Source organism: Halomonas cibimaris (assembly GCF_039537045.1).
In the GTDB taxonomy this organism is placed as follows: domain Bacteria; phylum Pseudomonadota; class Gammaproteobacteria; order Pseudomonadales; family Halomonadaceae; genus Vreelandella; species Vreelandella cibimaris.
This window is the reverse complement of sequence record NZ_BAAAZT010000068.1, coordinates 1-12678: the sequence shown is the minus strand read 5'-3', so window position 1 is coordinate 12678 and position 12678 is coordinate 1. Positions and strand designations below refer to the sequence as shown.

The 12678-nt window shown below is 61.1% G+C and carries 11 protein-coding genes and 1 pseudogene; 1 reads left to right on the top strand and 11 read right to left on the bottom strand.

Annotation, left to right across the window (positions count from 1 at the left end; translation table 11 throughout):
• Positions 1 to 5: 5 nt before the first annotated feature.
• Genes sppA through ABD654_RS07490 form a run of 3 tightly spaced genes read right to left on the bottom strand, consistent with a single transcriptional unit; the run spans position 6 to position 2762 of the window.
• Positions 6 to 1103, bottom strand: a complete 1098-nt coding sequence (sppA, locus tag ABD654_RS07500) for a signal peptide peptidase SppA (protein WP_344703841.1) — start codon at positions 1101 to 1103, stop codon at positions 6 to 8.
• A gap of 25 nt (positions 1104 to 1128) precedes the next feature.
• Positions 1129 to 1812 (bottom strand): HAD-IA family hydrolase, encoded by a 684-nt coding sequence (locus tag ABD654_RS07495; RefSeq protein WP_344703839.1) that lies wholly within the window; start codon positions 1810 to 1812, stop codon positions 1129 to 1131.
• A gap of 8 nt (positions 1813 to 1820) precedes the next feature.
• Positions 1821 to 2762 (bottom strand): RluA family pseudouridine synthase, encoded by a 942-nt coding sequence (locus tag ABD654_RS07490; RefSeq protein WP_344703837.1) that lies wholly within the window; start codon positions 2760 to 2762, stop codon positions 1821 to 1823.
• A 781-nt stretch (positions 2763 to 3543) separates the two neighbouring features.
• On the opposite strand from ABD654_RS07490, the gene rne reads away from it, so the two are divergent.
• Positions 3544 to 6579 (top strand): ribonuclease E, encoded by a 3036-nt coding sequence (gene rne, locus ABD654_RS07485; protein WP_344703835.1) that lies wholly within the window; start codon positions 3544 to 3546, stop codon positions 6577 to 6579.
• A 153-nt stretch (positions 6580 to 6732) separates the two neighbouring features.
• Here rne and ABD654_RS07480 read toward each other — a convergent pair whose 3' ends face one another.
• The 8 genes and pseudogenes from ABD654_RS07480 to zapE all read right to left on the bottom strand — a co-directional run.
• Positions 6733 to 7260 carry a ClpXP protease specificity-enhancing factor gene (locus ABD654_RS07480; RefSeq protein WP_344703833.1) on the bottom strand — a complete coding sequence of 176 codons (528 nt, stop codon included), beginning with the start codon at positions 7258 to 7260 and terminating at the stop codon, positions 6733 to 6735.
• A 74-nt stretch (positions 7261 to 7334) separates the two neighbouring features.
• Positions 7335 to 7961: a stringent starvation protein SspA gene (sspA, locus tag ABD654_RS07475; protein ID WP_344703831.1), complete on the bottom strand. Its 627-nt coding sequence runs from the start codon at positions 7959 to 7961 to the stop codon at positions 7335 to 7337.
• A gap of 136 nt (positions 7962 to 8097) precedes the next feature.
• Positions 8098 to 8865: a cytochrome c1 gene (locus ABD654_RS07470; protein ID WP_344703829.1), complete on the bottom strand. Its 768-nt coding sequence runs from the start codon at positions 8863 to 8865 to the stop codon at positions 8098 to 8100.
• The gene (locus ABD654_RS07465) at positions 8865 to 10124 is read right to left on the bottom strand and encodes a cytochrome b (protein WP_344703827.1); all 1260 of its coding nucleotides are present in this window, start codon (positions 10122 to 10124) and stop codon (positions 8865 to 8867) included. Before ABD654_RS07465 ends, ABD654_RS07470 begins: the two co-directional genes overlap by 1 nt.
• Positions 10124 to 10723: a ubiquinol-cytochrome c reductase iron-sulfur subunit gene (petA, locus tag ABD654_RS07460; protein WP_344703825.1), complete on the bottom strand. Its 600-nt coding sequence runs from the start codon at positions 10721 to 10723 to the stop codon at positions 10124 to 10126. Before petA ends, ABD654_RS07465 begins: the two co-directional genes overlap by 1 nt.
• Positions 10724 to 10932: 209 nt before the next feature.
• Entirely contained in the window at positions 10933 to 11322 is a 390-nt protein-coding gene (gene rpsI / locus ABD654_RS07455) for a 30S ribosomal protein S9 (RefSeq protein ID WP_344703823.1), read from the bottom strand.
• A gap of 12 nt (positions 11323 to 11334) precedes the next feature.
• Positions 11335 to 11763: a 50S ribosomal protein L13 gene (rplM, locus tag ABD654_RS07450; protein ID WP_344703821.1), complete on the bottom strand. Its 429-nt coding sequence runs from the start codon at positions 11761 to 11763 to the stop codon at positions 11335 to 11337.
• 192 nt (positions 11764 to 11955) lie between these two features.
• Positions 11956 to 12573, bottom strand: a pseudogene (gene zapE / locus ABD654_RS07445) (cell division protein ZapE); the annotation flags it as partial.
• Positions 12574 to 12678 lie beyond the last annotated feature (105 nt).

Sequence of the window (12678 nt, the reverse complement as noted above, 5' to 3'; positions counted from 1 at the left end):
CGCGCTTAACGCTCTGCGGTGAAATGCAGCGGCGACGGCGAGACGGAAAGGCCCAGCGCCTGCGCTGCCGTCCGGGCAAAACGCCGCGTTAGCCGGTCCAGCGGCCCCAGCGCCGGCGTATAGTCCTGCCGCCGCATGCCGCCGGTATACTCGCGCGCCACGTCCTCGATACTGGCCAGGCGATCGACCAGCCCCAGCTCGATGGCCTGCTCGCCGCTCCATACCAGCCCTGAGAACAGCCGCGGATCGTCCGCCAAACGCGCGCCGCGCCCGGCCTTGACGTCGGCCACGAACTGCTGATGGGTGGTGTCCAGCACCGTCTGCCAGAACGCTTGCGTGTCTTCGTTCAAGGGCTGAAAAGGATCGAGAAACGCCTTGTTCTCCCCGGCGGTCATCACCCGGCGCTCAATCCCCAGCTTATTGATGGCCTGCTGCGCGCCAAAGCTTGAGTAGATCACGCCGATAGAGCCCACCAGACTCGCCGGGGACGCCACCACCTCATCCGCCGCAGCGGCGATATAGTAGGCACCGCTGGCACCGATATCCTCGATCACGGCAATGATCGGTTTGTCCCCCGCCTGGCGCAGGCGCATGACTTCGGCGTATATCCGCTGCGACTGTACCGGGCTGCCTCCCGGGCTATTGATATGCAGCACGACCGCCTTGGCGCTCTGCGCCTGCCAAGCGCGATTGAGCCCGCGAATCAGCCGCTCGGCGTTGGCCGGCGCGTCGCTGGCAATGGGGCCCTCTACCGCCACCACGCCCAGGTGCGGCTGCGCACTCACCGCCGACGCCGGCTGGCCACCAAACAGGCTATAAGCGCTGAGCAGCACCGACATCAGCAGCAGCGTTGCCAGTAGCAGGCGAAAAAATATTTTCCAGCGTCGGCTGCGACGCTGCTCGATCAGCACCCCGCCGATCCAGCGGTCCATCATGGCCATCTGCTGCAGGCGCTGGCGCTCGCGCAGGGTATCGGTATCGTCCTCGGGATAGCCCGCGCCGCCGGGCGGCTCGGCGGAGGCCGCGTCGCTGTCGGTCCAGGGATCTCGCCGGGCGGTACGGCCGCCCTGTTCGCCGCCGCTGCCGGTTGGCTCGTCGCTCATACTGCCTCCTTACTGTATTCGGAATTTACCGCAGCGCGGCGGGCGCCGCCTTCACGGCCGTGGCCTCCAGCCAGTCAAACAGTTCGTCAACGTTCTGGGCAATGTGCAAAGGCTCACAGGCGGCTAGCCGATCGGTATTGTGGACCCCGTAGCCGACGCCTACGCTCGCCATTCCCAGCGCGCGCGCCATGGCCAGGTCATATTCGCTGTCGCCGATCATGACGGCACGGCTGACCGGCACTGCAAGCTCGTCAAGCAGCTCGGCCAGCATCAGCGGGTCCGGCTTGGAGCGGGTTTCATCGGCGGTGCGGCTGGCATGAAACCAGCCGGCGCTGCCGGTATCGGCAAAAACCCGCTCCAGACCGCGCCGGGTCTTGCCCGTCGCTACCGCCAATCTCGGTGAGTGCTGGTGGCGCAGGCGCAAAAGCCGCGCCTCGACGCCGTCAAAAAAGGCCATGGGCGTGCTGTCGGCATGGACGAAATAGTGCGCGTAGCGCTCGCGCAGCCGGGCCGACTGCGCGGGCAAAATGCCCGGGCACAGCCGCGCTACCGCCTCGGGCAGCCCAAGCCCGATAATATTTTCCACGGCGTCAGGCGAAAGCTCGCCCCACTCGGCGTCGCGCGCGGCGGCCTGCATGCTGGAAACAATACGCGGCACCGAGTCCATCAGGGTGCCGTCCCAGTCAAAGATCATCAGTTCAAACGTCATGGCGTGGTCTATCCGCGAAGAGAGTTCAGCACCTGCTCCAGCACATCGGGCAGCGGTGCTTTGACCGTGATCATGCGCCCGCTGCCGGGCTCGGGAAAGCTCAGCGAGCGCGCATGCAAACACAGTCGGCCAACCTTCAGCCGCTGCGTCAGCGCGCCGCTTTCCCGGCTGGCATACTTGTCATCCCCCAGCAGCGGGTGTCCGGCATGGGCGGCATGCACGCGAATCTGGTGGGTGCGCCCGGTGATCGGCTCCGCCTCGATCAGCGTGGCACGCCGGAACGTCTCCGCTACGGCAAAGCCGGTGCGAGCAAATTTGCCGTCCACGGCGACCCGTACGCGGCGCTCGCCGTTGCCGGCGTCAAAACGATCCAGCCGCGCGCTGACAAAGGCCTTGCGCGCCGGCCAGCGTCCGTACACCAGCGCCAGATAGCGTTTTTCCATGGCGTGCTGCTTCAGCGCCTCATTAAGCGAAAGCAGCGCCTCGCGAGACTTGGCCAGCAGCAAACAGCCCGAAGTATCGCGATCGAGCCGGTGCACCAGCTCGATAAAATCAAGGTCGTCACGCACCTGGCGCAGCGCCTCGATCAGGCCGATCTTGACCCCGCTGCCGCCGTGCACGGCAAGCCCTGACGGCTTGTTCAGCACCAGCCAGTCGTCGCTTTCGCGCAGTACGCTGCCCAACAGCACGTCGCGCAGGTTATCGCTGACCTCTCTGACGGCTTCTCTGGGCGCCAGCCGCAGCGGCGGCACCCGCACGGTGTCGCCGGCCTGCACGCGATAGCCGGCCTTGATGCGCTTTTTGTTCACGCGCACCTCGCCTTTGCGCACGATGCGGTAGATCAGCGCCCGGGGGGCGCCTTTCAGCCGGGTCATCAGGAAGTTATCAATGCGCTGCCCCGCCTGCTCCGGGGCGATTTCAACCCACTGCACGTCGCGCCCTTCGGCCATGGCGGTGTCCTCCTGTCGCCGGGAAAAGCGCCATTCTAGCGCACCCGTGCGGACAATGCGCCCACTGCTGCCTGGCAATTGACGGCGGTGAAATTGCTGGCCGTTGGCTTTACTGTTATATTCCGATGCGCTCGCCCTCCAAGCGCTTTCGCGCTTCTGTGTGCCGCACCGCTGCGCACGAGTGACCAGTGCCATAGCGTCCAACACGTGCCATCACAGAACGCCCGCACTCCGGTGGGCGCTTGCCCGGGCTCGGCGCCTGCCCGACCGACACGCAGGCCAGAGCAAGGTAAATGCCATGACACGCAACACGGTTGACGCCGGCTGTGCCGGCGCCGGCTTAGAGTAACGCTACGGATACGCGCCAGGCAGGCCGTTGCCACTGGCGTTGCCGGCCGTTGAGGCCGGCGCAGTCACCGTACAAAGCAGCAGTACAAGGCAGCAACAACACAAGACATACGCTACGCCCGCCGCGGCTACGCTTTCACGTCACAAGGCGTGCCCGGCGGCGGGCGAAACAAGTTCAACGTTGTGCCGGTGGCCGGCGTTGGTAAATCGGGGAATGACAGGTGTTGGCGGCGCCCGCAGAGCCGGATGGCCTTGACAGCCACCGAAACACGTTCTGCCGCCGCCGCGCTCCCGGCGACGCTTCTTTTCGGCCTGCACCTTCAGGCCGGGGCGGCCTTGGGCCGCAAGAAAGACGCCGGGCCAGGCACGCATCCTGCGATTTATCAATGCCGTCTTGGACAAAGCACCGGCACGCAACGCTATGCGAGACAACATGAAACGGATGCTCATCAATGCGACCCAGCCCGAAGAGCTGCGCGTCGCCCTTGTCGATGGTCAGCGCCTTTTCGATCTGGACATTGAATCCGGCGCGCGCGAACAAAAGAAAGCCAACATCTATCGCGGCAAGATTACCCGCGTAGAGCCCTCGCTGGAAGCCGCTTTTGTCGACTTCGGCGCTGAACGCCACGGATTTTTGCCGCTAAAGGAAATTGCCCGGGAATATTTCGTCAAGGACGTAAACGGCCGGCCCAGCATCAAAGAAGTCATCAAGGAAGGCCAGGAAGTCACCGTTCAGGTGGACAAGGAAGAACGCGGCAACAAGGGGGCAGCACTCACCACCTTTATCAGCCTGGCCGGCCGTTTTCTGGTGCTCATGCCCAACAACCCGCGTGCCGGCGGCATTTCCCGGCGCATTGAAGGCGAAGAGCGCAGCCAGCTGAAAAGCGCCATGGGCCAGCTGACGATGCCGGAAAAAATGGGCCTGATCGTGCGTACCGCCGGCATCGGCCGCACGCCCGAAGAGCTGCAGTGGGATCTGGACTATCTGGTACAGGTGTGGGAGTCGATCACCGACGAAGCCGGCAAGCACCCAACGCCTTTTTTGATTTATCGCGAATCCAACGTGATTATTCGCGCCATGCGCGACTACCTGCGCCAGGACATCGGCGAGGTGCTGATCGACAGCCCCGAGATCCACGCCGAAGCGTTGAGCTTTATTCGCCAGGTCATGCCGTCGTATCAGCAAAAGATCAAGCTGTACGCCGACGAAGTGCCGCTGTTTTCGCGCTTTCAGATCGAATCCCAGATCGAAACCGCCTACCAGCGTGAAGTCAAGCTGCCTTCAGGCGGCTCGATTGTCATCGACCACACCGAAGCGCTGGTGTCCATCGACATCAACTCCGCCCGCGCCACCCGCGGCAGCGACATCGAAGAGACCGCCCTGCAGACCAACAGCGAAGCCGCCGACGAGATCGCCCGCCAGCTGCGCCTGCGCGATATCGGCGGTCTGGTGGTCATCGATTTTATCGACATGGGTCCTGCGCGCAATCAGCGCGAAGTGGAAAACCGCACCCGCGACGCGCTCAAGATCGATCGCGCCCGGGTGCAGATCGGGCGCATTTCGCGCTTTGGCCTGATGGAGATGTCGCGCCAGCGTCTGCGCCCGTCGCTGGGCGAAACCAGCGGCGTGGTCTGCCCGCGCTGTAACGGCCAGGGCACGATTCGCGACGTGCGCTCCATGTCGCTATCCATCATGCGCCTGATCGAAGAAGAGGCGATGAAAGAGCGCAGCGCTCAAATCCGCGCCATTCTGCCGGTGCCGGTTGCCACCTACCTGCTCAACGAAAAACGCAGCGTGCTGGCCGACATCGAAAGCCGTCAGGACGTGCGGGTGGTACTGCTCCCCAGCCCCGACATGGACACGCCGCATTACGACGTCCAGCGCTTGCGCGACGACCACCTGGAAGGCGACGACCTGACGTCAGCCTCAAGCTTTGAACTGCCCGTAACAAGCGATGTCGGCAAGGAGCCCGAGCCCAACGTTACCCCCCCGGCCCAGCGCGACGTGGCGGCGGTCAAAAGCGTCACCCACAACGCCCCGGCGCCCGCTTCTCTGCAGAACAGTGCGCAAGGCGCTCACGGCAAGGCGGGTGATGAAGGCGCCGACGCGGCCAACGGCGTGGTCAGCCGCTTTATTCGCGGCTTTGCCAAGTTTCTGGGCGCGGAAGAAACCGAACAAGCCCCCAGCGCGCCTGTGCAGCAGCCCACGCCTCAAACAGCGGAAAAGCGTCAGTCGCGCCCCGCTTCGGCCCGGCGCAAACCGACAGGCGAACGCCGCCGCCCATCCGGCGAGCGCAAGCCCCGCCAAAATGGCAGCGCCCAGCAGGATAGCGGCGCCGACACCCAAAAGGCTCCAGCGAAAAAAGCCGCACCGGCAGCTGAAAGCTCGTCAAAAGACGCCAAGCGCAGCGCACCTGATCAGGCCCCCGGCGCGTCCAAACCGCACAGCGAGCCAAGCGATGGCAAGAACAACAGCGCCGAGCCGCAGTCCGGCAGCGCGGATCGCCAGCGTACCGGACCTAGCCGCCGTCGCAGCCGTCGCACCCATCCCCAGCATGAAAATACCGCAGAGCAAAACGCACCAGCGAAGCCCTCAGCCAACAAACCGGCCGGCAAACGCGCTGATCAGGAACAGCCGGCCGCCGAGCCTCAAAAGCCGCAAGACGCAGAACAAACCGGCAAACCCGACGACTGCATGGACGTTGCCATAGACAGCACGCCCAAGCGCACGCGCAACAACCCGCGCAAGCGCAGCCGTCAACAGGCGCTTAACCCCAAGGCAGAAGCCGAACAGCTAAAGCTCCAGGCCGAGGCCAAGCAGGCTGAAAACGACCCGGCCAGGGCCGACACGACCCCGGCAGAAAAGCCCGCAGCGCCCGAGACGGAAAAAGCGGCCGACAAGCCACAGCCGTCAAAGCAGGACACCTCGGCAGACAGTGCCGCAGCGCCCAAGCACGCCGAGCCCTCGGAAAAAGCCCAGGTGCCGAAAAAGCCCCAGGCTTCACCAGAAGCCGCCAAAGCGGAAAAGCCGCTGGAGCCCGAAGAACCGGCAGCCGAGGCACCAAAGGCAAAACCGCAGGCGTCAAAGCCGCCAGCCCAGCCTGAGCACGAGCCGGCTGCGTCGACCCGCTCTGATGAATCGAAGGCAGAAGAGGCTTCCGACAAAGCCGACACGCCGCCAGCAGAGCAGCCGGCGGCAAAACACAAGAAAGGGTCAAACAAGGACGACGCGAACGCACGCGAGCAGCAGCCGGCTCCCAAGGCATCAGAAAAAGAAGCCCAAACGCCGGAAAAAGCGCCGACAACACAGGCCAAACCGGCCGCGGCGGACGATTCGGCGGCACCTGCTTCTCAACCGCCAGTGCCGCCCAAGTCGCGCCGCCGGCGCGCGCATAACGACCCGCGCGAACAGCGCCGTCGCCAACAGCAGGAGAAAAGCGCCGAGCAGGAAAAAAGCGCTGACTCGTAAAAAAGCGCAGAAGTAGCAACGTGCGCCCATGAAAAAGCCCGGTATGATACATACCGGGCTTTTTTTCGGACTGCTGTTTCTAGCGATCATGAAAATCCGACAAGCCTAGCGCCGCTCTTGGCAGGCAGCGCTAAGCGCTTTTGCGGCGATCCACTATTTCACTACGCGTAGCGAGGGGCGCTTCTTGGCGCTCTCCTTGTGCTTATCATCAGGCGCTGGCTTGCCGTCTTTATCTTGCCCGTCCGGGCGCGAGCCACTTTCATCGGTATCCGAGACGGCGGATAGCGCAGGCTTTGCCTCGCTATCGTCTTTCTCCCGCGCTTCTTCTCCCGGCTCATCGGCCAGCGCCTCGTCCAGCGCTGCCAGATCCGGCTCATGACCGAACACCATGCCGGCTGCGTTTTCCCGCGCGTAAACAGCAAGCAGCGCCTCCATGGGAATCATGATCTGCATTGGCTGGCCGGAAAAGCGCGCGCTAAAACCGATAGCCTGGTTTTCCATGAAAAAATCACGCACGGCCGAAGGCGCGGCGTTAAGAACAATTTGACCGTTCTGCACAAACTGTTCAGGCACCTCAACGCCGGGCTGCGTGGCGTCCACCACCAGGTAGGGCGTAAGCTCGTTGTCCAGAATCCACTCATACAAGGCTCTGGCAAGATAGGGGCGGCTGGAACGCGTCATTATCGCTCTCCTTTCACGGCATTATCGGGCCCCGGCACATGTGCGGCCGAGAAGGCGTTTGCTGCTGGCACCGTTTAGCCACGCATCTCTTTTTCACGCTCGTTAAGCGATGCCTTGAACGCATCACGCTCAAACACCCGCGACATGTACTCCATCAGCGGCTGTACCTGCTTTTCCGGCAGTTCAATATCCAGCTCAGGCAGGCGCCATAGAATCGGAGCCAGGCAGCAATCCACCAGCGTGAACTCTTCACTCATGAAAAACGGCATGTCTTCAAAAATCGGCGATATACCGACAAGGCTTTCGCGCAGCTCCTTGCGCGCCTTTTCCGCCTCTTTTTTACCGCCGGTGCGGATGCGATCCACCATGGGGCACCATTCCCGCTCGATGCGGTGCATCCAAAGGCGGCTTTGCGCGCGCGCTACCGGATATACCGGCAGCAGCGGCGGATGCGGAAAACGCTCATCCAAATACTCCATCATCACCTTGGATTCATAAAGCACCAGATCACGATCGAGTAGCGTCGGCACGCTATTGTAGGGGTTGAGCTCGGCAAGCTCTTCTGGGCCCTGCTCACCGCTTACGTTGACGATATCGACCGCAACGCCCTTTTCAGCCAGCACAATACGTACTCGGTGACTGAAATGATCATCGGTTCCGGAATAAAAAATCATTGACGACCGTTTGGCCACAACACCCATGTAGCAATCCTCGCTTCAAATCAGTGGGCCATGTTACCACGCCGCAGCGTCTCTAGGGGAAACGCTCGGCAACCTGTATACGCAAAGGGCGCACGACTGTCGTCGTGCGCCCTTTTTTACAGGCCTCTAGCACGTGCTAGTGGATATCTCGCCAGTACTCCCGCTTGAGGAAGTAGCAGATAATGCCCAGTACGAAAATAAACAGCAAGACCTTGGGCGCCAGCGCCTGAGCCTTGAGCTTGGACGGCTCACCGACGTAGGCCAAGAAGTTGGTCAGATCGTAGACCGCATCCTTGAACTCGTCAGGCTCCATCTCGCCTGGCTGGGTTACCCTGAGCACGTCGCAGGACTGATATTTTCCGGTGAGCGGATCAGGCGACTGCCCTTCCACGGGTTCGTCCGTGGCCGCGCAGATTTTCTCCTGCACGCCCTGCAAAGGCTCCAGCACGTTGGGCATGGCGACCAGGTCAAATACGGCATTGTTAACCCCGGTCGACTGCTCCTTGTCCTGATAAAAGCTCAGCAGGTAAGAGTAGATCCAGTCGGTACCCCGCAGCCGCGCCTCCAGCGTCAGATCAGGCGGTGCGGCCCCGAACCAGTCTTCTGCATCATCGGCCTGCATGGCAATGTGCATCTGGTCGTTGTAGGCCAGCTCCGGCGAGAAAATCAGGTTATTTTCCATCAGATCCTGAGGAATGCCCAGATCAGTCGCCGCCCGAGAAAAACGCTGATGCTCAAGAGAGTGACAGCCCATGCAATAGTTGACATAAAGCTTCATGCCGTTTTGCAGCGATGCCTTGTCCTGCAAATCGGGGTCCATCGAGTACGGCAGGCTGCCCCCACCGGCGGCCATTGCCGTTACCGGCAGCAGCGCGAAGAGCAGTGCAAACAGTTGCTTTTTCATTAGCCAGTCACCCTTTCCGGAACGGGTTTAGTCTTCTCCAGCCGAGTATAAAACGGCATCAACAGGAAGAAGGCAAAGTAGATGACGGTACATACTTGAGCGAGAATCGTCCGCCCTTCGCTTACCGGCAGCACGCCAAGAACGCCAAGAATAATAAAGCTAATGGCAAACAGCGCCAGCATTATCTTGGAGAACCAACCCTTGTAGCGGATAGAGCGTACCGGGCTACGATCCAACCACGGCAACACAAACAGTACCGCAATGGCACCGCCCATGAAGATTACGCCCAGAAACTTCGCGTCCAGCCCGAATATCGAGAAGGTAATCGCGCGCAAAATGGCGTAAAACGGCGTGAAGTACCAGACCGGGGCAATATGATCCGGCGTTTTCAGCGGGTTGGCCGGCTCAAAGTTGGGCTTTTCGATGAAATAGCCGCCGCCTTCGGGGAAGTAAAAGATCACCACGCAGAAGACAAACAGGAACACCGCAACGCCTACCAGATCCTTCACCGTGTAATACGGATGGAACGGAATACCGTCCAGCGGGATGCCGGTTTCGTCTTTCTTCTTTTTGATATCGACGCCGTCCGGGTTGTTCGAGCCCACTTCGTGTAGCGCGATGATGTGCAGCACCACCAGCGCCAAAATCACGATGGGCAACGCCACCACGTGCAAGGCAAAGAAGCGGTTGAGCGTAATGCCGGAGATCAAAAAGTCGCCGCGCACCCACTGCGCCAGATCAGGCCCGATAGCGGGAATCGCCGAGAACAGCGAGATGATAACCTGCGCGCCCCAATAGGACATCTGGCCCCAGGGCAGCAGATAGCCCATGAAGGCTTCCGCCATGAGCGCCAGATAGATGGTCATGCCGAAAATCCATACCAGCTCGCGCGGGGCCTTGTAAGAGCCGTAAAGCAGACCGCGGAACATATGCAGATACACCACCACGAAAAACGCCGAGGCGCCGGTGGTATGCATATAGCGGATGAGCCAGCCCCACTCCACATCGCGCATGATGTATTCAACAGAGGCAAAGGCACCCTCCGCTGTGGGGTTATAGCTCATGGTCAGCCAGACACCGGTCAGAATCTGGTTGACCAGCACCAAAAGCGCCAGCGAGCCGAAGAAATACCAGAAGTTGAAGTTCTTCGGCGCATAGTATTTGGACAGATGTTCTTGCCACATCTGCGTGGCAGGAAAGCGGTCATCAACCCAGCGCATGATGCCGCGTTCCGCCTTGGCCTTGTGTGGATTACCCATCAGGCAGTCTCCTTGTCCTCGCCGACCACGATGATCTCGTCGCTATCAAAGCGATACGGCGGCACTACCAAGTTGGTCGGCGCGGGCACGTTGGTAAACACGCGGCCGGCCAGATCGAAGCGGGAACCGTGACACGGGCAGAAAAAACCGCCCGGCCAGTTGGTTGTACCCACACCCTCAGCGTCAGGCTCCGGCTTGAACAGCGGAGAGCACCCCAGATGGGTGCAAATGCCGACAAGCACGCCAATTTCCGGCTTGATCGAGCGCATATAGCCTTCAATATAGGCCGGCTGCTGCGGCACGCTTGAGTCTGGATCGGCCAGGCGATCAACCTCCAGCGCCTCGGTGCGCTCGATCATTTCCGGCGTACGGTTGACAATCCAGACCGGCTTGCCTCGCCATTCCACCGTCATACGCTGGCCCGGCTCAAGCTTGGATATATCTGCTTGCACCGGGGCACCAGCGGCCCTTGCCTTGGCGCTAGGCTGCCAAGAAGCCACAAAGGGGACCGCAACCCCGACAGCACCCACCGCTCCGACTACGGAGGTGGCACCGACGAGGAAACGGCGCCGGCCTTTGTTTACGCCGTTATCTGCCATTCCAGGTTTCTCCCTTTTTTGCTAACCCGTACACCGCAAACGCGTATGACGGCGACGAATATAGATTATGCCTATAGTAAAAAAACGCGGCGCTTTGCACAACAACAGCGATCGTCAATAAGCGTCATGATTTGCTATCAACTGTCTGATATTGCAGCAAAAAAAACGCCCAGGCCAAGGACCCGGGCGTTTTGCCGCATGCGTTTGCCTTAACGCTTGGAGAACTGCGGGCTGCGGCGTGCCTTGCGCAGGCCGACTTTTTTACGCTCGACGGCGCGGGCATCGCGCGTAACGTAGCCGGCTTCACGCAGCGCCGGGCGCAAATCTTCGTTGTAGTCCATCAGCGCACGGGTAATGCCGTGGCGGATAGCGCCGGCCTGGGCTGAGCCACCGCCGCCTTCAACGGTGACGTAGACGTCAAACTGATCCAGCGTTTCGGTCAGCTCCAGCGGCTGGCGCACGACCATCTGGCCGGTAACGCGGCCGAAATACTGGTCGAGCTCACGCTGGTTGACGGTAATCTTGCCGGAACCTGGCTTGAGAAAAACGCGGGCGGTGGATGTCTTGCGGCGCCCGGTACCGTAATACTGCTGTGTCATGGTGAAAACCCCTTAGATGTTCAGTTCAAGCGGCTGCTGAGCAGCGTGCGGATGCTCGGTACCGGCGTACACCTTGAGCTTGGCATACATGGCGCGGCCCAGCGGGCCTTTCGGCAGCATGCCCTTGACGGCAAACTCAATCACACGCTCCGGCGCGTGGTTGATCATCTTGTCAAACGACATGGAACGCAGCCCGCCCGGGTATCCGGTGTGGCGGTAGTAGGTCTTGTCGGTTGCCTTGTTGCCGGTTACCCGCACTTTTTCAGCGTTGACGACCACGATATAGTCGCCGGTATCAACGTGGGGGGTAAACTCAGGCTTGTGCTTGCCGCGCAGACGGCGAGCAATTTCGGTTGCCAGGCGACCGAGCGTTTTGTCAGTCGCGTCGACAACGTACCAGTCACGCTGGACGGACTGCGGCTTGGCACTGAACGTCTTCATGGATGAAATCACCAGGTAAAAATGTGTTGGGTGCCTATATGCGCCGCAAGGGCGCGCACCATCCCTATTTTTTTTGGTTGCCGCCGACATCATGCGAGCGACAACATTAAGCGAGGCGCGATTCTACCCCACAACGGCGAAAAAGTTAAACACATTCCCCGACTTTTCCGCCGCCGCAAAAGCATGCGTCGCTCAAGGGCGATGAGGCAGCGCAAGATAGTCACGAGACTGCATTTCTTCAAGCCTTGAGCGGGTACGGCGAAACTCGAAATCCAGCCGCCCGCCGGTATAAAGCGACGCCAAAGGCGTCTCTGCCGACATCAACACATTGACGCCGCGATCATAAAACTCATCGACCAGGTTGATAAAACGCCGAACACGAGCGCCGTCGAGCGCCCCCATTTGCGGCACGTTAGCAAGCAGTACGGTATGAAAGCGTCGCGCCAGCTCAATATAGTCGTTCTGACTGCGCGGGCCGTCGCACAGCTGGTGAAACTCAAACCATGCCGTCTCACCGCTCAGGCGCCGAGCGAGAATCGTGCGGCCGTTGACGTCCAGCGCCACAGCGCACGCCTCTTCGCCATCGGCCAGCGCCTGAAAACGCTGCATAAGAGCCTGATCGGCCGCTTTGCCAAGCGGCGTGTAAAAGACCTCGGCCCGCGACAGCGTACGCAGCCGATAGTCAACGTTGCTATCCACCCGCAGGACCTCGCAGTGCTGCTTAAGCAGCGCAATGGCCGGCAAAAAGCGTGCCCGCTGCAGCCCGTTGTAGTAAAGCTCATCCGGCGGGGAGTTAGACGTTGCCACCAGCTGTAGTGGTCAAGTGTTTTTGGCCACTGAGTTTTGAGCATTCCAGTAGTTCTTTTCTGCCACATTCGGCGGCAGCCCACCGTTATGCTTGTGCGGCCTGAGGCT

What these genes read in the sequence shown, in the direction of transcription:
- sppA (WP_344703841.1), bottom strand. Translation starts at nt 1,103, where the DNA reads ATGAGCGACGAGCCAACCGGCAGCGGCGGCGAACAGGGCGGCCGTACC.
- ABD654_RS07495 (WP_344703839.1), bottom strand. Translation starts at nt 1,812, where the DNA reads ATGACGTTTGAACTGATGATCTTTGACTGGGACGGCACCCTGATGGAC.
- ABD654_RS07490 (WP_344703837.1), bottom strand. Translation starts at nt 2,762, where the DNA reads ATGGCCGAAGGGCGCGACGTGCAGTGGGTTGAAATCGCCCCGGAGCAG.
- rne (WP_344703835.1), top strand. Translation starts at nt 3,544, where the DNA reads ATGAAACGGATGCTCATCAATGCGACCCAGCCCGAAGAGCTGCGCGTC.
- ABD654_RS07480 (WP_344703833.1), bottom strand. Translation starts at nt 7,260, where the DNA reads ATGACGCGTTCCAGCCGCCCCTATCTTGCCAGAGCCTTGTATGAGTGG.
- sspA (WP_344703831.1), bottom strand. Translation starts at nt 7,961, where the DNA reads ATGGGTGTTGTGGCCAAACGGTCGTCAATGATTTTTTATTCCGGAACC.
- ABD654_RS07470 (WP_344703829.1), bottom strand. Translation starts at nt 8,865, where the DNA reads ATGAAAAAGCAACTGTTTGCACTGCTCTTCGCGCTGCTGCCGGTAACG.
- ABD654_RS07465 (WP_344703827.1), bottom strand. Translation starts at nt 10,124, where the DNA reads ATGGGTAATCCACACAAGGCCAAGGCGGAACGCGGCATCATGCGCTGG.
- petA (WP_344703825.1), bottom strand. Translation starts at nt 10,723, where the DNA reads ATGGCAGATAACGGCGTAAACAAAGGCCGGCGCCGTTTCCTCGTCGGT.
- rpsI (WP_344703823.1), bottom strand. Translation starts at nt 11,322, where the DNA reads ATGACACAGCAGTATTACGGTACCGGGCGCCGCAAGACATCCACCGCC.
- rplM (WP_344703821.1), bottom strand. Translation starts at nt 11,763, where the DNA reads ATGAAGACGTTCAGTGCCAAGCCGCAGTCCGTCCAGCGTGACTGGTAC.